This is a genomic window from Fulvimarina thalattae (assembly GCF_040239565.1).
Taxonomy (GTDB): Bacteria; Pseudomonadota; Alphaproteobacteria; order Rhizobiales; family Rhizobiaceae; genus Fulvimarina.
On sequence record NZ_JBEHWS010000003.1, the window covers coordinates 56,500 to 78,518 of the forward strand.

At 60.5% G+C, this 22,019-nt stretch carries 23 protein-coding genes; 8 read left to right on the forward strand and 15 right to left on the reverse strand.

Going from position 1 to position 22,019, the window contains the following annotated elements:
- Positions 1-9: 9 nt before the first annotated feature.
- Positions 10-1,119 carry a glycosyltransferase family 4 protein gene (locus ABRA89_RS05050; protein WP_349940601.1) on the forward strand — a complete coding sequence of 370 codons (1,110 nt, stop codon included), beginning with the start codon at positions 10-12 and terminating at the stop codon, positions 1,117-1,119.
- Here the strand turns inward: ABRA89_RS05050 and ABRA89_RS05055 are convergent.
- The 3 genes from ABRA89_RS05055 to ABRA89_RS05065 all read right to left on the reverse strand — a co-directional run bounded on the left by ABRA89_RS05055 (position 1,056) and on the right by ABRA89_RS05065 (position 4,835).
- Complete coding sequence (locus tag ABRA89_RS05055) at positions 1,056-1,841, reverse strand: glycosyltransferase family 25 protein (RefSeq protein WP_349940367.1); 786 nt, start codon at positions 1,839-1,841, stop codon at positions 1,056-1,058. The two genes, ABRA89_RS05050 and ABRA89_RS05055, sit on opposite strands and share 64 nt — an antisense overlap.
- A gap of 6 nt (positions 1,842-1,847) precedes the next feature.
- A complete protein-coding gene (locus tag ABRA89_RS05060; protein WP_349940602.1) occupies positions 1,848-3,233 on the reverse strand; it encodes a TrkH family potassium uptake protein in 1,386 nt (461 codons plus the stop codon).
- A 216-nt stretch (positions 3,234-3,449) separates the two neighbouring features.
- A complete protein-coding gene (locus ABRA89_RS05065) occupies positions 3,450-4,835 on the reverse strand; it encodes a TrkH family potassium uptake protein (RefSeq protein ID WP_349940368.1) in 1,386 nt (461 codons plus the stop codon).
- Between the two features lie 270 nt (positions 4,836-5,105).
- Between ABRA89_RS05065 and trxB the strand changes: the two genes are divergently transcribed.
- From trxB to ABRA89_RS05080, 3 genes are all read left to right on the forward strand, one after another.
- Complete coding sequence (gene trxB, locus ABRA89_RS05070; RefSeq protein WP_349940369.1) at positions 5,106-6,080, forward strand: thioredoxin-disulfide reductase; 975 nt, start codon at positions 5,106-5,108, stop codon at positions 6,078-6,080.
- A gap of 78 nt (positions 6,081-6,158) precedes the next feature.
- On the forward strand, positions 6,159-7,055 hold the full coding sequence (locus ABRA89_RS05075; RefSeq protein WP_349940370.1) for a LysR family transcriptional regulator: 897 nt from the start codon (positions 6,159-6,161) through the stop codon (positions 7,053-7,055).
- Between the two features lie 55 nt (positions 7,056-7,110).
- Positions 7,111-7,962, forward strand: a complete 852-nt coding sequence (locus ABRA89_RS05080) for a metallophosphoesterase (protein ID WP_349940371.1) — start codon at positions 7,111-7,113, stop codon at positions 7,960-7,962.
- 73 nt (positions 7,963-8,035) lie between these two features.
- Here ABRA89_RS05080 and ABRA89_RS05085 read toward each other — a convergent pair whose 3' ends face one another.
- From ABRA89_RS05085 to ABRA89_RS05095, 3 genes are all read right to left on the reverse strand, one after another.
- The gene (locus tag ABRA89_RS05085; protein ID WP_349940372.1) at positions 8,036-8,521 is read right to left on the reverse strand and encodes an SRPBCC family protein; all 486 of its coding nucleotides are present in this window, start codon (positions 8,519-8,521) and stop codon (positions 8,036-8,038) included.
- Between the two features lie 205 nt (positions 8,522-8,726).
- Complete coding sequence (locus ABRA89_RS05090; protein ID WP_349940373.1) at positions 8,727-9,149, reverse strand: hypothetical protein; 423 nt, start codon at positions 9,147-9,149, stop codon at positions 8,727-8,729.
- Positions 9,150-9,569: 420 nt separating this feature from the next.
- On the reverse strand, positions 9,570-9,965 hold the full coding sequence (locus ABRA89_RS05095; RefSeq protein WP_349940374.1) for a hypothetical protein: 396 nt from the start codon (positions 9,963-9,965) through the stop codon (positions 9,570-9,572).
- A gap of 424 nt (positions 9,966-10,389) precedes the next feature.
- Between ABRA89_RS05095 and ABRA89_RS05100 the strand changes: the two genes are divergently transcribed.
- Positions 10,390-11,328, forward strand: a complete 939-nt coding sequence (locus ABRA89_RS05100; RefSeq protein WP_349940375.1) for a DMT family transporter — start codon at positions 10,390-10,392, stop codon at positions 11,326-11,328.
- On the opposite strand, the gene ABRA89_RS05105 is transcribed toward ABRA89_RS05100, so the two are convergent.
- From ABRA89_RS05105 to ABRA89_RS05130, 6 genes are all read right to left on the reverse strand, one after another.
- Positions 11,325-11,660 carry a hypothetical protein gene (locus tag ABRA89_RS05105; RefSeq protein WP_349940376.1) on the reverse strand — a complete coding sequence of 112 codons (336 nt, stop codon included), beginning with the start codon at positions 11,658-11,660 and terminating at the stop codon, positions 11,325-11,327. The genes ABRA89_RS05100 and ABRA89_RS05105 overlap by 4 nt on opposite strands.
- Positions 11,661-11,777: 117 nt before the next feature.
- Positions 11,778-12,374: a hypothetical protein gene (locus tag ABRA89_RS05110; protein WP_349940377.1), complete on the reverse strand. Its 597-nt coding sequence runs from the start codon at positions 12,372-12,374 to the stop codon at positions 11,778-11,780.
- A 115-nt stretch (positions 12,375-12,489) separates the two neighbouring features.
- On the reverse strand, positions 12,490-12,633 hold the full coding sequence (locus tag ABRA89_RS05115; protein ID WP_349940378.1) for a hypothetical protein: 144 nt from the start codon (positions 12,631-12,633) through the stop codon (positions 12,490-12,492).
- A 62-nt stretch (positions 12,634-12,695) separates the two neighbouring features.
- On the reverse strand, positions 12,696-13,508 hold the full coding sequence (locus tag ABRA89_RS05120) for a methyltransferase (RefSeq protein WP_349940379.1): 813 nt from the start codon (positions 13,506-13,508) through the stop codon (positions 12,696-12,698).
- Positions 13,509-13,525: 17 nt separating this feature from the next.
- Positions 13,526-13,879, reverse strand: coding sequence for a hypothetical protein (locus ABRA89_RS05125; protein ID WP_349940380.1), 354 nt, complete (start codon positions 13,877-13,879; stop codon positions 13,526-13,528).
- Between the two features lie 102 nt (positions 13,880-13,981).
- Entirely contained in the window at positions 13,982-14,623 is a 642-nt protein-coding gene (locus tag ABRA89_RS05130) for a pyroglutamyl-peptidase I (protein WP_349940381.1), read from the reverse strand.
- Between the two features lie 276 nt (positions 14,624-14,899).
- Here ABRA89_RS05130 and ABRA89_RS05135 point away from each other — a divergent pair, with 276 nt between their 5' ends.
- Positions 14,900-15,112, forward strand: coding sequence for a cold-shock protein (locus tag ABRA89_RS05135; RefSeq protein ID WP_007066881.1), 213 nt, complete (start codon positions 14,900-14,902; stop codon positions 15,110-15,112).
- 195 nt (positions 15,113-15,307) lie between these two features.
- On the opposite strand, the gene ribB is transcribed toward ABRA89_RS05135, so the two are convergent.
- Positions 15,308-16,435, reverse strand: coding sequence for a 3,4-dihydroxy-2-butanone-4-phosphate synthase (gene ribB, locus ABRA89_RS05140; RefSeq protein WP_349940382.1), 1,128 nt, complete (start codon positions 16,433-16,435; stop codon positions 15,308-15,310).
- A gap of 283 nt (positions 16,436-16,718) precedes the next feature.
- On the opposite strand from ribB, the gene ABRA89_RS05145 reads away from it, so the two are divergent.
- Both ABRA89_RS05145 and ABRA89_RS05150 read left to right on the forward strand, forming a co-directional pair.
- Entirely contained in the window at positions 16,719-18,056 is a 1,338-nt protein-coding gene (locus ABRA89_RS05145) for an efflux RND transporter periplasmic adaptor subunit (RefSeq protein WP_349940383.1), read from the forward strand.
- Positions 18,053-21,187: an efflux RND transporter permease subunit gene (locus ABRA89_RS05150; protein WP_349940384.1), complete on the forward strand. Its 3,135-nt coding sequence runs from the start codon at positions 18,053-18,055 to the stop codon at positions 21,185-21,187. The genes ABRA89_RS05145 and ABRA89_RS05150 overlap by 4 nt, the downstream gene beginning before the upstream one ends.
- Before the next feature lie 30 nt (positions 21,188-21,217).
- On the opposite strand, the gene ABRA89_RS05155 is transcribed toward ABRA89_RS05150, so the two are convergent.
- Together ABRA89_RS05155 and ABRA89_RS05160 are read right to left on the reverse strand one after the other, a co-directional pair.
- A complete protein-coding gene (locus ABRA89_RS05155) occupies positions 21,218-21,685 on the reverse strand; it encodes a ribonuclease toxin HepT-like protein (RefSeq protein WP_349940385.1) in 468 nt (155 codons plus the stop codon).
- Positions 21,682-22,011 (reverse strand): nucleotidyltransferase domain-containing protein, encoded by a 330-nt coding sequence (locus tag ABRA89_RS05160; RefSeq protein ID WP_349940386.1) that lies wholly within the window; start codon positions 22,009-22,011, stop codon positions 21,682-21,684. The genes ABRA89_RS05155 and ABRA89_RS05160 overlap by 4 nt, the downstream gene beginning before the upstream one ends.
- Positions 22,012-22,019: the final 8 nt, after the last annotated feature.

A 22,019-nucleotide genomic window follows, 5' to 3' on the forward strand; every position in this document is an offset into this window, starting at 1 on the left:
GCCCTTGGCATCAGCTTGAAATCCCAGATCAAAGCGCGCGAGACCCACGTTATCGCGCCCAATTTCAAGCGGCGTCTCTCCGGCGTCACCTCAACGATCGTGCAGCTTCTGCCGTTACAGGCGAAGCGCTTAGCAATCGCCTCCATGGGGCCGGACGTTCTGCCGGAAGGCGTGCCGCGCCTTTCATGGTCCGCCCTCCCCGCGCTCTGGAAAAAGCCCAAGGGCAGGCCGTTCCGCATCTGGCACGCCCGCCGCAACACCGAAATGCTGCCCGGCATCATCATGCGCGATCTCCTGCGCATGCCGCTCAAGCTCGTTTTCACATCGGCGGCACAGCGGCAGCACTCGGCTTATACCCGCTTTCTGATCAGTCGAATGGACCGCGTCATCGCCACATCGTCACGAAGCGGGTCCTATCTCAAGGTTCCCCATCGGGTGATCATGCATGGCATCGATTGCGACAGCTTCACGCCCGGCGGACCGATGCCCGCTCTGGCACCCAATCTCGAACACCGGCTGAACGGCAAGAAGATCGTCGGCTGTTCCGGCCGCATCCGTCATCAAAAGGGCACCGACCTCTTCGTCGATGCCATGATCGAAGTTCTGCAGGACCGGCCCGACTGGGTCGGCGTCGCTACAGGGCGCACGACGAGCGAACACGCGGAGTTCGGAAAAGACTTGCAGAAGCGTATCGATCGCGCCGGCATGACGGACCGCATCCTTCTGGTCGGCGAGGTCGACGATATCGCACCCTGGTTCCGACGTTTCGATCTCTATGTAGCACCGCCGCGCAATGAGGGCTTCGGCCTCACTCCGCTAGAAGCCATGGCGAGCGGAACACCGGTGGTTGCGACCGATGCCGGAGCATTCCGCGAACTGATCGTCGAGGGAGAAACCGGGACGGTGGTTGACAGCTTTTCGAGCGAGGCCATCGCGAAAGCCCTCGTCTCGTACATGGAAGACGACGCGAAGCGGAATGCGGCTTCGAAAGCCGCCCTCGCTCATGTCCGCGAGCATTTTCCACTCGAACGGGAAGCGGCGGAGATCGAGACCGTTTACGAAGAGCTCTGGTCCGGCGCGAACTCAGCCAAATCGACACGCGGTTCCCGGAATTCGTAGAATGTCCCACGTCCCACATGCAGCGGGACCAGCCGCAGCTGGGTCAGTGTCCGACGCCAGCCGTAGATCCAGTTGTTCGCCGTTGGCGCGAGCCGGCCGCGTGGCTCGTGGATTTGCGTCGCCGTGGCGATGCCTGGATCTATTCCCTTGGCCGCCAGCACTTCGGCCTGAACGGCAAGAGCCGGTTCGACCTGAGTGATGTTCAGTCTCCCGCTGGCATAGAGAAAGGCATCGGCCGGTGCGGCAGAATGCTGGAGTGCTGCCAGCAGCTTCTCCGCACCTTCTGGTGATACAATATAAGCCGCCGAGCCTGCCTTATCCCGCGCAATGTAAGAGAGTTCCCCTTCGTTGCCATAGCGGTGAAAGAACTTGCGCCGCGCATAATATTCCAGATTGATAAGATCGTACGGCGGCAATTCTCTGGCCAAGAACGAGGGCAGACGAGGAGACATCACGGCGTCATCCTCGAAGATTGCTAGGCGTTGATCCATCTCAACGGATCGTTGCCACAAGCTAGCATGCGAAAGAAGCAAAGCGACCTCGACGCGAGTTATCGGCCGCTCCCAGTTCCGCGACAACGTGTTGAAGCGCTCATCACTGAAATCATCGATTGATATTGCCTTGAAGCGGTTGAGCTTCAGGCCAAGCCGATCGGCCTGCCGCTCCATAAAGGCGCGCCGCTCTTTGGCTCGGTCGAGATTGATGTAGTGGGCCGAGATCATTTGAGCTTAGTCCTTCCAGGTCGCCGGGAAGAGCAGGATCAGGACCGTCACGAGTTCCAGGCGCCCGAGCAGCATCGTGATCGACAACACCCAAAGAGCGCCATCAGGCAGCGAGGAGAAATTGCCGGCCGGGCCGATGATCTGACCGAAACCGGGGCCGACATTCGCAACCGCGGTCAGTGTGCCGGAAAAAGCCGTAATCAGGTCGAGCCCGTACATCGAGAGGACCACTGTGCCGAGCAGCAGCGTTCCGAAGAACAGGAAGAAATAGATCGTCACGGTCTGGATGCCGTCGGGCGCGATCTCGTTACTGCCGTAGCGCATGCGGATGACAGCATGCGGACGTACCAGCCGGCGGAAATTGGCTTCGACGACCTGATAGAGGATGTAGAGTCGGTTTGCCTTGATGCCCCCCGTCGTCGAACCCGCGCAACCACCAAGAAAGGTCGCGAGGAAGAACACGCCGATCGCCGCGTTGGACCAGAGCGTGTAGTCCTCCGAGGCATATCCGGTTGTGGTGATGATCGAGACGAGATTGAAAGCCGAGGAAACCAGCGCCTCCTCGAAGGGCGTGCCATTGATCATCCGCCGGGAAATCGCGATCGTCAGACTGAGCACGAGACAGAGCGCGAGAAACACCTTGATCTGCGGGTCGCGCCAGAGCTGGAAGCGGCGCGGCAGGAAGGCGCGGATATAGATGATGAACGGCATCGCCCCAAGGATCATGAAGACTGTCGAGGCAACCAGAATCCGGTTGTCTTCGAAATAGCCCATCGAGGCGTCATGGGTGGAAAAGCCTGCTGTCGCGAGCGTCGTCATCGCGTGGTTGACGGCATCGAAGAAGCTCATGCCGAGACCTGTATAGACGACCGTGCACAATACGGTCAGCACGACATAAGCCGCGACGAGCCCGCCCGACAGCTGGTTGATGCGGGGCAGGACCTTATCCGACTTGTCGGAGCTTTCCATGTGGAACAGCGCCATGCCGCCGGTACGAAGCGTCGGCAGAATGAGCAGCGCCATGCCGATGATCCCGATACCGCCGAGCCATTGCAGCAGCGAGCGCCACATCAGGATGCCGCGCGGCAGGGCGTCGAGGCCTGAGATCACGGTCGAGCCGGTGGCGGTGATGCCCGACATGGATTCGAAAAACGCGCCCGCAAGCGTCAGGTTGAACGAGGCGACATAGAGAGGGATCGTGCCGACGACGGCGCCGAACACCCAGACGGACGTCACGATGAGAAAGCCCAGCCGCTGGGTAAACCGCGGTCGGTCTCCGCGCGTTGCAACAAAGATCAGCGCACAGATCATGCCGATCAGGGCGCTTGAGCCGACGAAGACCTTCCAGTCCTGATTACCGTCCGCGATATCGACGAGCGCAGGGATCAGCATGGCACCCGCGAGAGCCAGCCCGAAACTCGACGTCACATTGGCGATCGTCCTGAAAATGGTCGGCTCTCCCCAAGAACCACCCGCCAATGCTCGTCATGGCCGGTACAGGATCAGAACCCATCGGATACAGTCTGCGGAAAAGACCGGCAACGCCGGTAGACCTCGCAAGGCGGTGCATGTTGCCGGGCTGCATCCCTCTGCGCCCGCGCTTCGGGGTCAGTCCGTCCAGGTGGCCGGAAAGAAGAGGATCAGAACGGTCACGAGTTCCAACCGCCCGAGCAGCATCGTGGCGGAGAGGAACCAGAGAGCGCCATCCGGCAAGGAAGAGAAATTGCCGGCCGGGCCGATGATCTGGCCGAAGCCCGGTCCTACGTTCGCCAGGGCCGTCAGCGTTCCCGAAAAAGCGGTCTCGAAGTCGAGGCCGAACAAGCTGAGCACCATGGTTCCGACAAGCAGGGTACCGAAGAACAGGAAGAAGAAGATCGTGACAGTCTGGATCCCCTCGGGCGGGATCGGGTTCGCCCCGTACTTCAACCGGATAACCGCATTGGGCCGAACCAGCCGCCGGAAATTGGCTCCGAGGAGCTTGGATAGAATATAGAGCCGGTTCGCCTTGATGCCGCCGGAGGTCGAACCAGCACAGCCGCCGAGAAACGTCGCGAAGATGAAGATACCCAGCGCTGCGTTGGACCACAGCGTATAGTCGTCCGAAGCATAGCCCGTCGTGGTGATGATCGAGACCAGATTGAAGGCCGACGAAACGAATGCTTCCTCGATTGAGCTGGCATTGTAGACCCGCCGCGTGATCGCGATCGACAGGCTCAGCACCACGCAGATGACGAGGAAGACGCCGATCTGCGGGTCGCTCCACAGCTGGAACCGGCGAGGCAGGAAGGCCCGGATATAGAGAACGAACGGAAGCGCTCCGAGCACCATGAAGATGGTCGCGACCGTCAGAATCCGGTCATCTTCGAAGTAGCCCATCGAAAGGTCGTGGGTGGAGTAGCCGCCCGTCGAGAGCGTCGTCATGGCATGGTTCATCGCGTCGAAGAACGTCATGCCGAGCCCGGTATAGGCAATCGAGCAAAGCACCGTAAGAACGACGTAGGCGGCAACCAGACCACCCGAAAGCTGACCGACTCGCGGCAGAACCTTGTCCGACTTGTCGGAACTTTCCATGTGAAAAAGCGCCATTCCGCCGGTTCGAAGCGCCGGCAGGACGAGCAGCGCCATGCCGATGATGCCGATGCCGCCCAACCATTGCAGCAGCGAACGCCACATCAGAACGCCGCGCGGCATGGCGTCGAGACCCGACAGAACCGTCGACCCTGTCGTCGTCAGACCGGACATCGATTCGAAAAACGCGCCCGCATAGGTGACGTTGACCGACGAGATGTAGAGTGGAACGGCACCGATGATTGCGCCTACGACCCAGACGGAGGTGACGATCAGAAAGCCGAGACGCTGTGTAAAACGCGGGCGATCTCCCCGCGTTGCCGCCGAAATGAGAGCGCAGATGATTCCGATCAGGGCGCTCGATCCGATGAAGACCTTCCAGTCCTGATTATGATCGGAAATATCGACCAAGGCGGGAATCACCATAGCGCCCGCAAGCGCTAAGCCGAAATTCGACGTGACGTGAGCAATCGTCCTGAAGATGTTGAATGCCCCCTGATATCGAGGCCGAACGGAAAACCTCGATTTTTTGCGCTGCACGCAAGTCCTTATAACGCGATGGATCGCCTCGCAACGCAGCTTCGACGTGAGTCCGTGTCTGCGCATGTTGCGAGGCCGGAATGTGTCACTTATTGAATGGTCAGTCGTAATCGACCATTTCACGGAAACACTCGTCACTCACCAAGAGAGCACCCTATGACCGAGCGGCATACGGAAGTCCTCATTCTGGGATCAGGTCCGGCAGGCTACACGGCAGCGATCTACGCCGCGCGTGCCATGCTCAAACCTTTGATCATCTCGGGTCTGCAGGAAGGCGGACAGCTGACGATCACGTCGGATGTCGAGAATTATCCGGGCTATGCCGATCCGGTTCAGGGTCCCTGGATGATGGAGCAGATGAAGGCACAGGCCCTCAACGTCGGCTCCGAAATCGTCAACGATCTCATTGTGGATGCGGACTTCGAAAGCCGGCCCTTCCGGCTGACGGCCGATTCGGGCACTGTCTACACCTGCGACGCGCTGATCATCGCGACGGGTGCCCAGGCGAAATGGCTCGGGCTCGAAAGCGAGGCGAAGTTCCAAGGCTATGGCGTTTCGGCCTGCGCGACCTGCGACGGCTTCTTCTACCGCGGCAAGGATGTCGTCGTGGTCGGCGGCGGCAACACGGCCGTCGAGGAGGCGCTCTATCTGTCGAACATCGCCAAAACGGTGACGCTGGTTCACCGCCGCGACGAGCTGCGCGCCGAACGCATCCTGCAGGAACGGCTGTTTGCGAGCGAGAACATCCACGTTCGCTGGAATGGTGCGATCGACGAGATCCTTGGTCAGGACAAGCCGATGCCGGGCGTCACTGGCGTGAGGATCAGGGATACCCATACAAACAAAACCGAAGAGCTTTCGGCCGATGGCGTTTTCATCGCAATCGGCCATGCGCCTGCGGTGGAATTGTTCGAAGGCAAGCTGAAGCAGAAGGCCTCGGGATATCTCTGGGTCGAACCGGGCACGGTGCGGACCTCGATCGAGGGTGTCTACGCGGCAGGCGATGTTGCCGACGACGTCTGGCGTCAGGCCGTCACAGCGGCAGGCATGGGTTGCATGGCGGCCCTTGACGCGGAACGCTGGCTACAGACCCGCGCGATCGAAAGCCAGAAGAAAGCCGCCGCCGAATAATTTGCGTGAAATTTTCGGGCGATGGATTATGTTGCAGTGCAGCAATCATGACGCCTATCGACAGAACGGACCACATCAATGGCCCTTGACTGGGATAAGCTGCGCATTTTCCACGCCGCAGCAGAGGCCGGCTCCTTCACCCGAGCCTCGGAAAATCTCGGCCTGAGCCAGTCGGCGATCAGCCGACAGGTGGCCGCGCTCGAGAGCGAAGTCGGCGTACCGCTGTTTCATCGGCACGCGCGCGGCCTGATTCTTTCCGAACAGGGCGAAATGCTGTTCCAGACGGCGAACGATGTGCTTCAGCGCCTCGAAGCCGTGCGCATGCAGCTGACAGAGACCAAGGAAAAACCGAGCGGCAAGCTGCGGGTGACAACGACGGTCGGCCTCGGTTCCGGCTGGCTGACGGAGCGTTCGAAGGAGTTTCTCGAACTCTATCCCGACATCGAACTCCAGCTCATGTTCGACAACGAGGAGATCGATCTCACCATGCGCCGGGCGGATGCGGCGATCCGGCTGCGGCAGCCGCAGCAGCCGGACCTGATCCAGCGCCGTCTGTTCACGGTGCATCTCCATGTCTACGCCGCGCCGAGCTATATCTCGCGCTTCGGCACTCCAGAGACGATCGACGACCTCGATCAACACCGCATCATCACTTTCGGCGAACCGGCACCACCCTATCTTCGCAACCTCAATACGCTGGAAACGGTGGGTATCGAGAACGGTCCTCCGCGTTCGCCAATCCTGCAGATCAACAATCTGATCGCGATCCGCTCGGCAATCGAGAGCGGGATCGGCCTCGGGCTCTTGCCGGACTACATGATCGACCAGCGCACCAAGCTGGTCCAGATCCTGCCTGAGATCGAGATGCCGACTTTCGACACCTATCTCTGCTATCCTGAAGAGCTCAGGAACTCCGCGAAACTCAGGGTTTTCCGCGATTTCCTTATTTCCAAAGCACGGACCTGGGCTTTCTGAACGGGCTCAGGCCACCTTCCAGGAACCCGCGTTATCCGTTGCGCGTCTCTCATCAATGACATCCGATTATTTTCCGACGCTCGCGTCAGGGCCGGCAGCGCTCGACGAAAGCGGCCTTCCCAAGCGGATCGTCGCGATATCCGACATTCACGGAATGGTTGGGCATTTCGATTACCTGATCAATCGCCTGAGCGAGATGTCGGCCTTGGAAGACTGCGCGTTTTACATTCTTGGCGACATGGTCGATCGCGGGCCGGACAGCCGCGGCGTCATTGATCGGGTCGTCACTCTCATGGATCGCAGGCCGGGCTCACACACCTTTATCGGCAATCACGACATGTGGTTCCTCCAGTTCCTGAAGAACGAAATGGATGCCGAGGACCTCCAGGTTTGGCTGCCCCAGGGCGGGGCCGAAACGCTGGAGAGCTATGGCGTGCAGGAAGGCGGTACGATCGAGGCCGCCCGCCAACGGGTCTTCGAGGTCTCGCCGGATCATTGTGACGTTCTGGCGACCGCCGAACACATCGCGCTCGTCGGCGAGTTCGCCTTCGTCCATGCCGGTGTCGATCCCCATAAACCACTCGACCGCCAGACGCGCCACGATTGCGCGTGGATCCGTGCTCCCTTCATGCGGCATGAGGGAACACTGAGCCATGTCGTCGTCCACGGCCACACGCCACAGAAGGGCAATCGCCCGACGATTACCGAGAATCGCATTTCCATAGATACCGGTGCAGTCTATGGCGGCCTGTTGACCGCCGCGACCATCGATCGTGAAAACCGGACGCTGGATTTCGTTTCGACCGACGGCAGTCAACTGCGCTCGAACCAGCCCCTCCGGACGGATCGCGGCTTCGGCACTGCCCTCGAAGATTATTCAACCGGATGCTTTGCGGCGTCCGCCTGACCTCCATCGCAAAAAAGAGCCCGCATTCAATTCAACGCGGGCTCCGATACCAGATCTCAGTAGGTTTCTGGCCTTACATCGCAGTCGCTTTTTCCGAGATCGAAGCAAGGCCTGCATCATAAATGCCGCTGACCGCACCGGTAGCGTCCTCGTCGCTCGCCCCTTCGGCCGCATCGAAAGTGCCTTGCCAGGAAAGCGTCGAAGTCTCGCCTTCACCGGATACCGAAATGGTCGATTCGTAGTCGGCCACCGGCAGCGGGCTCTCGACGATCCTGTAGGTATAGGTCATCGCTTCATCGTCCCGCGAAACGAGTTCCTCGACAATCGATCCACCGCCTTCGAGAGACAGTGTTCGGCGAGTTGCGCCTTCCGCTTCGCTTTCTTCACATGACGCGACCGCCGGATGCCAATCGGCAATGGCGCAGAAATCCCCCACGGTCGACCACACCTTGCTTGGTGCGGCATTCACGTCCGTCTCTTTGGAAACGTCGAGCGCCAACGCCGGTGTTGCGAGTAAAACGAGGCCTGCGAGCGGCAGTCCGAATTTGAAAGTGTTCATTAGTCAATCCTCCCGAATATGGGTTCCACCGCGATTGAAGCTAAAGCGGAGCGATCCACGGCAGCAGAGTGGTACAGTCTGTCGTAATGGCAATATCATTCAGCACTGCTCTTCGACCTTTGTCGAATGTCGGGCGCGCACGAAAAAGGGCCCCGACATGATGCCGAGACCCCGAAAAACCGCCGACGTTTGGCGATAAAGTTTATTAGTTCTGGAGGTCGACGGACTCTTCCTGAACTGCCGTGCTCTGACCTTCCGGCTCTTCGCCCGGCGTGAATGTCGCGCCCGATCCCGGGACGAGAATGTCATCACCTTCTCCGGCCATATCGCCCGTCGTTTCAGCCGAAATGCCACGTGCGACTTCGTCGCGCTCATCCGCCTCGTTCTGCTCGGCGAGGGTCTCGCTGCCTGGAACGATAGTGTCGCGGACCGGATCTGCGGAAGGGTTCTCAGTCTGAGCCGGCTGAATCGTGCTCTGCTCGGCGACGTTATCACGCGTCGCCGCATCGTTTTCTTCCATCATCGTCTGACTGCCGGGAACGATGGTTTCGCCGGTCTGAGCCATAGCCGGAATGGCAAAAGCCGAAACGCCAGCGAGAATGGTTGCGGTACGGAGCGTCTTCAACATGATTTTTGTCCTTTCTAACAGCGCCTTTGAAAGCGCTTTTTTTTCCAAGCCTTGTTCGGCTTTTATGTCGTGGCCCGCTTGCGGACCGTTCGAGAAGAAGACGCATGAGCGGGACATTCGTTGCGTCGCAAAAGGTGACAGCGCGTCTACATAAGAAGAACAATGGATGACAGTTCAACGACAACCTGTCTTTCTTGTAATTTTAATCACAACGACGTCATCTAACCTCTTGAATTGAGTGGTTCATGCCAAAAAAAGCTTTGAAATTCGACAGTGTAAAACGCGATGGAGCGAAAGCGACGAAATCCACATGCGGTAATGTTTGCAGCTGCCAATAAAAAAGCCCCGGCACAGGGCCGGGGCTGCATTGTCGCTGACGCTGTATGGAGGCACGCTCAACAGCGCGCCGTCTCATTCAAATTACTGAGCAGCGTTGCCTGTAGCGTCCTGTTCGACTTCCTCTTCAGCCGACTCGCCGGAGAATTCGGCCGAGGAGCCGGGAACGACCTCACCGTCATCCTCAGCTTCCATTTCGGCGCCGCCTTCACTTTCGGCGGTCACTTCGCGATCCATCTCTTCGTTTTCGGTTCTGCCGGTATCACTGGCAGGCACCGTCGTATCGCTATCCGAGTCGGCGATAGGGGCATCCGTTTCAGCAGCCGGCGCATCCGCAGTCGCGTCACGCTCCGCTTCTTCCTGATCCTCGACAGCCGTCTGCGAGCCCGGAATTTCCGGCTCGTCGGTCTGAGCAATCGCTGGAATGGCGAAAGCCGAGACACCAGCCAGGATGGTTGCAATGCGAATCGTCTTCAACATGATGGTCCCTTTCCTTGAACAAAGGCCGGCTTTTCGCCGGTATTGTGGAGCGCCCCGATAATCAGAGGCGGACGTTGGCGGAATAACTTTCACCAGCGTCTTTGGTTGCATGCGGACGACTAACGCCTGCGTGAGAAATGGTCGCAGGGGCGCAAACCTTCATGTGCGTTTGCATAATTTCTTCCACCAGATGGCTATCTACTTACTCACCGAAAAATAGCTTCATATAAGAGCTTTGATCGGCATATACGCCGGTAGCCCCCAATCGTCGGCGTGACGGCACGCGTTTTACGACAAGTTGATCCTGGTCCGCTATTCATCGGCGTCTCAAAACGGCATTTCGGGCTATCGCCGCCTGCCGTTGAGAATTCGGCGCGACCAAAGATCGCGCCACAAAGAGAATACTGTCGAGGAACTCCCAGCCATGGTCGGACTGGTCAGCAAAGCCAACGAGGACCGCGTCGTTCTGGCGATCGGCATGATGCTAGTCGCCTATCTCGGCTTTTCAGGTATCGACACCAGCGCAAAATGGCTGGGCGCTATCGGGCTTCCTGCACTCCAGATCGCGTTCATGCGCTACTTCGTCCATTTCGTTATCTCGACCGGGCTGATCGCGAAAGACGGCGTCGATATCGACCGGTTCCGGTCGGAACATTTCGGTCTGGTCGTTCTGAGAGCCGCCTTCCTCGCAGCCTCGACAACGGCGAATTTCGTTGCGGTCCGCTACCTGCCGCTGACGCTTACCGCGACGATCATGTTCTCGTCGCCGATCATAATCTGCGCTTTGTCAGGACCTATTCTCGGCGAACGGGTTGGGCCATGGCGTTGGGGCGCTATTCTCTTGGGATTTGTCGGCGTGATCGTCGCAATTCGCCCCTTCGAAGCCGATTTTCACTGGGCGGTTTTCCTGGCCCTGATCGCCGCCCTGTCGATCGCACTCTATACCCTGCTGACCCGCAAGCTTGCAGGCAGCGTGCATCACGAAACCATGCAGTTCTATAGCGGGCTCGTCGGCACGCTCTGCCTAGCACCCTTCGCCGTCTATTTCTGGGAAATGCCGGAGACGTGGTTTTCAACCATGCTTCTCGTGGCCACCGGCATTTTCGGCTGGTTCGGCCACGAGCTGCTGACACGCGCCCATGGCTATGCCGTCGCCTCGGCTCTGACGCCCTTCACCTACGTCTTCATCATCTACCTGACGATTGCCAGCATCCTCGTTTTCGACGAGTGGCCGGGACCATGGACTGTTGCAGGCGCCGCGATTGTCGCTGGGGCCGGACTGATCATCTGGTTCCGCGAACGGCGACTGGAGCGCAAAAGACGGAAAACTGCGCCGTCCGCTACGAATGCTGGAGTTCGCTAGCGCGGCTCCTGGCCGGGAACGAGTCCACCTGAAGGCGTCGAAGCCGACATGGACGGCGTCACGCCGTTTGTCGTCGGAACCCCCGAAGGTGCTCCGCGAGCATCCCCAAAGCCGAAGAGCCATGGAATTCCGTTGCTCACCGGCCTGAGAACGACACGCCCGTCCGGCAGCTGAACCGGCTGGCTATTACGACGTTCGCGTTCCGAAAGCCGCACGCCCACGATATCGTATCCATCGCGATCGACCGCACGTAGTTGGGCTGACGCAGGACCAACCGAAATTGTGGGAATGGCGAGAGCGGCCGAAACGGCCAACATTCCGAGAGTGCGCATAGGGGTCTCCGTTCGATACCGTGAATATCACTCGGTAGACGGTGGCGCGCTCCAATTGGTTCCCGCGGTGCGGCCTTCTCCGCAGGTCGTCGGTACACTCTCGCTCGCGGAAACCGCTCAGAAACGGGTCGGAATGTCGTCGCGAACCGGCTCGCCGGGATGGAGTTCACTCAGGAGACGATGTATCGGGCCCCTCACCTTCGATATCCGCGGTCCGTCGATCGCGCAGAACATCGTGAAGAGGCGGCCTTCCGAGGTCCAGAACCAGATCGGTACCGTCAGATTTCCCTGCCGCGAATTCGGCGAATAGATGCGCCGCGCGAAGCCCTCCTCTTCGATTTTGAACGTAACCGGATTGTCCCGGGCCGCCCATTCGCTGACCGGTAGGGAGGGGTCCTCTACGACGCCAGCTTCAATCTCGTTGAGCTTCGTGCCCAGCCAGGTTTCGACCGAACGCCAGGGCCAGACCTTGGGATTGGTGACATCCTCTACCTTCAACCACCGCGCGCCGGCAGGCCGGGGTGGAGCAGCGGCATAGAGGCAGGTAAATCCGCCGCCGCAATCCGGTCCGTTGCACTTGAAGTGCTGACCCACATCCATCGTCGCATCTGCCGCGGGCCCCGCCGACCAGCCGGTAACCGACTGCGCATGGGCGGAAGAAACGGCGAGCGAGGCGAGCAGGCTGAGGAAAAAGAGGCTTGCGGCTTTGATCATCACACGAAGTCTCGGGTCGTTAAAGCAATCGGAGAACCTCCGATCCTAATATCCGTGACTTGCCGTGAACTGGTATGAGCCGCGAAGCTCTCAGAGGGCGAGCAATTCGCTGTTTTTACTGGCGCTGCTGGCCCGGAACCACGCCGCCGGAAGGCGTTTCAGGCGAAGCCATTTCGCGTGCTGCCATGCCGTTATTTGCGGTGCTGCAGGCCGATACCATCAGAAGTGCAGCAACCATCGGAAAGAGTAGAGTTTTCATTGTAGTCTCATCCATTCGAAGGTTTCAGGAGCCGCGGGCTCGACCGATCGTCGACTTGCGCTTCACGCGCGCTGCGCGACGACGAGGTGGCCGGGCGCCGGCTCCCCATCCTGCAAGCGAACGGTGATGGCTTCGAAATGTTCGATTGAAAATCCGTGGTCGAACAATGTCTTACGAACGTAAGCTTCACCATGGTGGAAACGCTGAGCCCTCCCGACCGCAAATGGCCGGCCTTCAAGCTCGTTTTCGCTCATTGTTTCGGTGGAGAAGGCGAATGTTCCGCCGGAGACGAGCCGATTTGCCGCAGCCCCGAATAACGCGTCCAGCTCGCCGAGATAGGGAACAACATCCGTTGCGAGGATGAGATCGTAGCCGGATTGCGAATGCTCGCTTTGAAGAAAAGCGATCGCTTCGGCAACGAAAAGCCTGTCGTAGACCTCCTTCTCGCCGGACACCCGCACCATTTCCTCGGAAAGATCGACGCCAATCATATTGTCGCACAGATCGGACAGTGCCTCCCCGGCTAGCCCAGTGCCACAGCCAAGATCGAGAAGGCTCTCGAACCGTCTCCCGGTTTTACGCAGAACACCCGCAAGCAGCTCGGGAACCCTGTACTGAAGCTGGCGAACGAGAATGTCCTCGAAATCCTCGGCATGCTGGTCGAAGAGCGTCGCGACATAGGCGCTTCCGGCGCTGGCAGGCGCGTCGCGGAAGCCAAGCCCGGCGAGGCGAATTTCCGCTCCGACATGGTCGGCCGGATCGATTTCCAGACATTTCAGGTAGGCGTTGGCGGCGGCCTCGTGGTCGCCGCTCTTTTCGGCGGTCAGCCCGGTTCGATAGACCTCACCGAGCGCATCAGCATCGAAATCAGTCACGATCGTATATCAGACCGTCAGCGATTGATCGGAATGCCGCGGTTCGTCGTCGGCGTATCGTCAAGCAGAGGCTGTGGGTTGGAACTCGAGGTCGAGGGCGTTGCCATGCCGATCGCGCCGACATTGTTTTCAAGCCCTCCAGGCCCGCGTCGGCGAACCTTGCCGACACCGTCATTCAGATCCACACCCGGCAGACCGTAGAACTGACCGCGCTGCCCGAGAGGGATACCGGCACCATACTCGACCACCGCTCCGCCGCTCGGCATTGGCGCATTGTCCATCGATTGAGCCGAAGCCTGCGGCGCGAAATCCGAAAAGGCAAAAGCGGAAAACATGGTCGAGGCGACGAAGATCGGCTTGTAGGTCGGCATCAATACGCTCCAAAAGGTCCTGATTTGTAACATGCAGACGCGCTCATGCGTTCCCTCGCTTCGTACTCTGGTGCAAGCGGCGACCCGAGCAAACCCGATCTATCAGCCTATCAGCTCCGAGCGCGCCCCAAACAAGGCTCCCAGGCCGTGCGCAAATCGCAGCAGCTTTTCAGCTGATATCGAATTGAAGACCGGCGGTATGGACGCGTTGCCGGCTGCAAAATCGCCCACCCGCTCGTCGCTCATCGGGATATGGATGAACCCGTAATGGCGAACACCGAGGTTTTCGGCGTTGTGTGCCAGCCGATAGAACGTATCATTGCAAAGATAGGCACCGGCGTCGCTCGACCATTCGAAGTCGATCCCCTCGGACCTCAGCAATGCGGCCAACTCGGCCCAAGGCAGACGGCTCTCGTATTTCGGCGGCCCCTCGAGAATGCTGGGACCGGCCGGAAAGCCGCCCGATGCGTCCTTTCGTCCGAGTTCCCGCCGGTTCTGCGCTAGAAGTTCAAGCCTCAAACGCTCGGCGGTGATGTGCAATCCGAATAGGACGACGGTTTCCGGGCGCTCCCGCTCGATCGCCTCGCGCAATATCTGCCAACTCTTGTCCCAATCCACAGGAAGAAGGACGGGATAGACTTCAGCTGACGGAGCCGGCCGCTGCGTCAGCATCTCGATCAGATCACCCGATGGATTGTAAGGAGCGCCGGGAAACGGCGAAAAGCCGGCGAAAATTGTTTTCATGTATGCGTAGACCGAGAACAGTGCGCCTTTATTGGAACGCGCCCTATATAAGCGACGCTCCGCGTTGGAAAAGTTTTACTTGCCAATAGCTCGCATCGCATGCATCCTCTTTGTGTTCGGGCAATTTCGCGAACGCTAGGTATGGACGATTTGCGCATCGGAAGCGCTTCTTCCGAGCGGCGAGAGCCGCGATGAGTTGGTTCCTTCCTTAAGTACAAGACTTGCCTGCCGCTGCCTACGGGCGACAATGAATGCTAAGGATCAAGGGTTCCTACCATGGCGCAGACCGGTACGGTCAAATTCTTCAACACCGAGAAGGGTTTTGGTTTCATCAAGCCCGACAATGGCGGTGCTGATATTTTCGTTCATATCTCCGCCGTTCAGGCATCGGGCCTCGCCGGGCTCGAAGAAAATCAGAAGGTCTCGTTCGAAACCGAGCCGGACAAGCGCGGGAAGGGCCCGAAGGCGGTCAATCTCGAGCCGGCATAACCAGCTCGAAGCGGGTTTTCCCGAACAAGTTTCCTTTAACGCGGCGGAGCCATTCGCGCTTCGCCGCACAGTTGCGTGTCAGAAGGGCTGCCCCGACACTGATGCGCGACGACAGCATATCCTTCCTCATTCAGCCCGACTGTACGGCGCGCATCCCGGCGCTTCGCCGGCATCTCGCCGCACTCAGCTCCGCTCTCAGCCCTTTACCACGATCGTTCCGCTGACCTCGATACCGAACCCGGTCAGGCCGACATAGGCCCGCTCGTGCGTCGCGATCTCGCGGATCGAGCGGATTTGAAGATCGCGCAGGATCTGGGCACCCAGCCCGACCTCGCGCCAGCGCTTGCGCCGCGAAATTGCCGACTGATGCTTCTCGCCATCGGCATGATCCACCACGGCGTCGCCGAGATCGAAATCGTCCACCTCCGGCGTTCTCAAGAGCATCAGCACGCCGTGTCCGACCTTCCCGATCTCGTCGACGGCAACTTCCACCCAGGTCTTCGCGCCGCGCGTTCGGCCGAAGAGGTCGGTCACCGGCTGTTCGCGGTGGATGCGCACCGGCACCCCCTCGCCTTCCCGGACATCGCCGAAAATCGCGACCACATGCTGGAGATCGTCGAACGGTGTCTCGTAGATCCTGATCTGTCCCGTGAGCCCGCCGATCGCCATCGTCTCTTCGCGCACGGCCTTGACGAAAGATTCGCGGCGCACGCGCCAGGCGATCATGTCCTCGATGGAAACGATCTTCAGGCCATGCTGGCGTGCGAACGGCACGAGCTGTGGTAGGCGCATCACCGTGCCGTCGTCGTTGACGACCTCGGCCAGCACGCCGACCTCCGGCAGGCCTGCAAGTCGGGCGAGATCGGTGCCAGCTTCCGTATGCCCCGAGCGCGTCAGCACACCGCCGTCGCGTGCAATCAGCGGGAACATATGGCCCGGTCGGAGGAAGTCCGAACCGGCGGCATTGTCGTTGGCGAGGGCACGGGCCGTATTGCTACGCTCGTCCGCCGAAATTCCCGTGGTCATGCCGTGCTTGTAGTCGACCGAAACGGTGAAGGCAGTGCGCATCGGGTCGAGATTGTTGGCGACCATCGGCGGCAGGTTGAGCTTTTCCGAGCGCTCGCCCGTCATCGGCACGCAGATGATGCCGCTCGTATGGCGGATCATGAAGGCCATGGTCTCCGGCGTCGCCTTGGACGCCGCCATGATGAGGTCGCCCTCATTCTCCCGGTCGGCGTCGTCCACCACGACGACGAGCTCGCCGTTCCGGATCGCCTCGATCGCTTCTTCGACCTTGTCGAGCGTCAGATCGGTCTCGCTCATCGTCCAGCCACTTTCATGCTTTGCCGATCATTCCGCCGGCGCGTTGAGAATCGGGTCCAGAGGGCCGATCTAGTCGGTTTCCCCGCGAATTTGAATGGCGAGGGCCTCCATAGGCCTCGCGTTTCGCTCGCGGAGCCCTCGCGCGTAAGTGACCGCGAAAGGTCGCACGCTTACAAATCGTTACGCCAGCACAACGCTTCTGCCGTATAACCGCCAGTTACAGCGTGTCCGGTGGGGCGCGAGCCAACGCCTTTTCTTGTCGATAAACACCGTACGGACGTCAATGCTTTCGTTTCTCAAACAGATCGTGGTCACGGCGCTCATTCTCGTCGTCGGACTTGCCGGACTGGTCTGGGTGAAGCCGGAAATCGGGCGAATGATCCTCGCATCGGATATTCCCTATAGGGATACGATCCGAGAAGTCATGATCCTGATCTCGCCGCAAGCAGGTGAGGCCGCGCCCGAACAGTCCCAGGGTCCTGGCCGCGGAGCCTTTGGCGGTGGCGGTGCAACGCCCGCGATCGTTTCGCCGGTTACACGGGAACTCAGCCGGACCAACCTCAAGACGCTCGCCAGCGCGGAAGCCATCCGATCCGTTACCGTCGTCCCCGACAACACATCCGGCGTCATCGAGGAGGTTCTGGTCTCATCCGGCGACCAGGTGAGTGCCGGTCAACCGCTGGTCCGGCTCGAGAGCTCCACCCAGGTAGTCGCCGTCGACCGCGCGCTCCTCATGGCTCAGGCCGCGGAAGATAAGCTCGCGCGCTTTCGGCAACTGCGCCAGCGCAACGCATCGACGAACGTGGAAGTAAGCGACGCCGCCCGCGAGCTGGATTCAGCGCGGCTCGACCTGCGGGAAGCGCGGATTGCCCTGTCCAAGCGGGAAATCAGCGCGCCGATCGACGGTCGGATCGGCATCGTCGAGGTCGAACGCGGCAGCCTTGTCGAAGAGTCGACGGAAATCGCCACGATCGACGCACGCGATCAGCTCAAGCTCGTCTTCTTCACGCCGGAACGCTTTTTGACCGACATCGATGTCGGCACCGACCTGACGGCAGTCCCGGTCGCGCGGCCCGACCAGACCTATCAGGGCGAGATCGCCGCAATCGACAGCCGTGTCGCCGAAGACAGCCGCACGGTTCGCACCGAAGGCGTCATCGTCAATCGCGATGACCGGTTGCGGCCGGGCATGTCCTTCACCGTTAGCGTTGCCCTCGACGGCGAAACCTACCTCGCCACCGATCCGCTGGCCGTCGTCTGGGAGCGCAACGGCCCCTTCGTCTGGGTGGTGCGCGAGGACAAGGCTATAAAGGCGCCGGTCCGGATCGTACAGCGTGACATCGACCGGGTCCTCATCGTTTCCGACGCGCTCGATGCCGGCGATCTCGTTGTCGTGGAAGGCATCCAGTCCATGCGCGAAGGGCTCGATCTCGACGTCGAAGTTCGCGAGATCGCGCCCAGCGCGGACATGAGCCGGGCGAACGAACCGATCGTTGCAGCCGAAGCGCGCCCGGATCAGCCGCAACAACAAAAAGACGAAGACGAGCTTCCGCGCCTCGGCAGCGGGGAGGAGCGCTCCGGCGTTCCGGTACCAGAATCGGCCGACCGGAGCGGATCGTGAGCGAGACGAAAGACAAGCCGAGCGCGCTCGGCAGCTTCGCCGCTCTGGTCGTCACGCGACCGGTACTGACGATTGTCCTCAACCTTCTCATCGTCGTCGCGGGCCTTGCGGCCCTCAATGCGGTCGAGGTTCGCGAGCTTCCGAACGTCGATAGGCCGGTCGTCACGGTCGAGGTCGACTTCGAAGGTGCATCGCCGGAAACGGTCGACCGCCAGCTGACGAGCCAGCTCGAAAGCGCGGTGTCCCGCGTTTCCGGCATCTCGTCCATTTCGTCGAAATCCGAGTTCGGCGAAGCCCAGGTGACGATCGAATTCAACGATACGGTCGATCTCAATGTCGCCGCCAGCGACGTGCGCGATGCCGTCGGCCGCATCGCCGACAACCTGCCGGAGAACGCGGAGAACCCGGAAATCGTGAAGGCCGATGCCGACGCCCAGGCGATCATGCGCCTCGCGATCACTGCACCGGGCATGAACATCGAGGATCTGACGACTCTGGTCGACGACCGGATTACCGATCAGCTGTCGGCCGTCGAGGGCGTCGCCGCCCTGCGGGTCTATGGCGAGCGCGAACGCCAGATCTTCGTCGACGTCCAGCCGGATCGGCTTGCGACGCGCGGCCTGACCGTCGGCGACATCGCGACATCTCTCGCCAACGCCAATCTCGATGTGCCGGCCGGTCAGCTGGAGTCGTCCTCCCAATCGCTCATCGTGCGCGCGGACGCCAATATCTCGACGCCGGAAGAGTTCGAGGCGATCTATCTCAACGACCGTACCCGGCTCGGCGATGTCGCGAGCGTGCGCTTCGGACCGGACGACGCAGCGACCTCGTTGCGTGTGACCGGCATCACCGGCATCGGTCTCGCGATCATCCGACAAGCCGGCTATTCGACCCTCGAAATTTCCGATGCAGTCCGTACGGAAGTAGACCGTCTCAACGCCTCCCTGCCCGACGGCGTGACGATGCAGGTGACCAGCGACGACGCGATCTTTATCAACGGCGCGATCTCGGAAGTTCAGTTCACGCTGATTCTCGCCGTGATGATCGTGACCGGCGTCATCTTCCTTTTCCTGCTGAACATCCGCGCCACTCTGATACCCGCCGTCACAATGCCGATCGCTCTCATCGGCGTGGTCGCCTTCATCTATATGGCAGGCTTTTCCATTAACATCCTCAGCCTGCTTGCCCTCGTTCTGGCGACGGGCATGGTGGTGGACGACGCGATCATCGTTCTGGAAAACATTGTGCGGCGCCGCGATATGGGTCTTACGCCCCGCGCGGCGGCCGTGGTGGGTGCGCGCGAGATGTTCTTCGCCGTCGTCTCCACCACCGCGACCCTCGCAGCCGTCTTCGTGCCGATCTCCTTCCTGCCCGGACAGGCGGGCGGTCTCTTCCGCGAATTCGGCTACGTTCTGGCGGCGGCAGTCACCATCTCCTCCTTCATCGCTCTGACGCTCTGCCCGATGATGGCCTCGATCCTCCTGAAGGACCTCTCACGGCGACGCCGGCCAAACATCTTCGCGCGCTCAGTACAGGGCCTCGGCGGCTGGCTTGCGGGCCTTTACGCCTTCAGCCTGCGCCGGGCGCTGAATTACCCGATCGCGACGGTCGGCATCGCCGTTCTGTTTTCAGCCGCCGCTTATCTCAGCTTCCTTCAGCTGCCGCAGGAACTGACACCACCGGAAGACCGCGCCGTCGTTCTCCTTCGGCTTTCGGCACCGCAGGGCGCGAGCCTCGACTATACCAACGCCCAGATGCGCAAGGTGGAGTCGATCCTGACGCCCTATGTCGACAGCGGCGAGGCCGACAATGTCTTCGCAATCTCCGGCTTTGGCGGTTCGAATTCCGGCTTCATGGTGCTCTCGCTCGTTGGCTGGGACGAGCGCGTCCGCGGCCAGGGCGAGATCGTCTCGGAGATCAACGGTAATCTGCGAACCATCCCCGGCGTGCGCGCCTTCGCGATACAGCCCAATTCGCTCGGCATCCGCGGCGGCGGAGAAGGCCTGCGCTTTGCGGTCGCCGGCCAGAACTTTCGCTCGCTCGCCGAAACCGCCGATGCCATTGTGGCCGCGATGGAGGAGGACGGCCGCTTCGGCCGCGTTCGCCTCGGCTCGGAAGCGACCCAGCCGCAGCTTTCAGTCTCCATCGACAGGGAGCGCGCCTCCGATCTCGGCATCGGCATCGACGGCCTCGCGACCGCGATCCAGGCCCTGCTAGACGGCCGCCGGATCGGCCAGACCTATGTCGCTGACAAGGAAGTTCCGATCCGCCTGATTGCTTCGACCGATCCGATCAACGATCCCGGCGATCTCGAAAACGTCTTCGTCAAGGCGGGCGACGGACGGATTGTGCCGATCTCGACCATCACCAGCATCTCCGAGGAAGCGGTTGCGCCGGAGCTCACCCGAGAAAACCGCGCCCGGGCCGTTTCCATCTCCGCCGACCTGCCCCAGGGCATGGCGATGCAGGATGCCTGGGAAGACGTGCAGGCCGTCGTCTCCGACTATCTCGAACCGAGCCAGCGCCTTGTCCCGCTCGGCGAACTCGCAACCATCGGCGAGACGAACAACGGCCTTGCCCTCGTCTTTGCCTTCGCGCTTATCGTGATCCTGCTTGTCCTGTCGGCACAGTTCGAGAGTTTCATTTCGGCGCTGATCATCATCGCAACGGTTCCGTTAGGCATCGCCTGCGCAGTCTTTGCCCTCGAATTCTTCGGCACGACGCTCAACCTCTACAGCCAGATCGGGCTCGTACTCCTCGTTGGCATCATGGCGAAGAACGGGATTCTCGTCGTCGAATTTGCCAACCAACTGCGCGAGGAAGGCAAAAGCGTTCGCGACGCCGCCGAGCAGGCCGCGACAATCCGCCTGCGCCCCGTCATGATGACCATGATCGCGACCGTCGTCGGCGGCCTGCCCCTGATGCTGTCCTCCGGCGCAGGGGCCGAAGCGCGACAGGCCCTCGGCATCGTCATCGTCGGCGGCCTCGGCCTCGCAACCATCTCGACGCTCTATCTCACCCCGGTCGCCTACCTCCTCCTCGGCCGCTTCTCGACGCCCAACGCAGAGAAAACGGCGCGGCTGGAAAGCGACCTCCGCGCTGCGGAAACCCAGATGGTGCCGGGGGAGTAGCCACGATAGCGCGACCGCGCTTCCGACCGCTTAATCCCAGGCGCGGATGCGTTCAAAGGTTCGACGCAACAGCTCGGGCAGGCGCTCTGCGGCTACCATTGCAGGGCGCGCGAGTTCACGATCGAAGTCCTCGTAGGCATGCATGGCGCGGTGGCGGAAACTGAGGGCAATCTCCAACTCGCGCAGTGTTTCGCGATCAATGACGGCCGGACGAGCAGCGTCATCGTCTCGCGGCACGGCAAGTCGCTTTAAAAGTGTCTTGTGCCAGTGGGGACCTGCTGGCGGATCTTCTCTAAGAACGGCGAATAATTTCAGAAATGCCGCTTCTGCGGACGTGTATCCAGATTGCATGGCGTGCATGAGGGCCATTCGCGCGCGATACCCGTTCACGCCCTGATCGCTGAGGTTGTCTGTTTCATCAATATAAAGCGCCATTTCAAAGTGGCGGATAGCTGATTCGAAATCGCTCTTGATATCCAGCCAGCGGGAGTCGCTCACGGCAGAACCCTCATTCCCGCGCCGTTCCTCGCCATGAATGCCTCACTCAATTCGGAAAGATGAAAGGCATCGACCGGCAATTTTTCCGAATAGCAGAGGTCCTCGACGAACAAGATGGCATTGCTTTCCACTTCCGGCGGGAAGTCCACGATCACATCGAAGTCGCTGTGATAAGTCATCTCGCCAGATGCCGCCGATCCGAACACGATGTATCGACCGTTATGGCAACGGCCATATTCGGCGAGGGCTGTAAGGATGCGCTCGGCTGACGCTCGACGTCGGCTCGCTTCTCTTTCCTTGCGTTCCGTTACTGTGACGAGTGCCATTAAGCCAA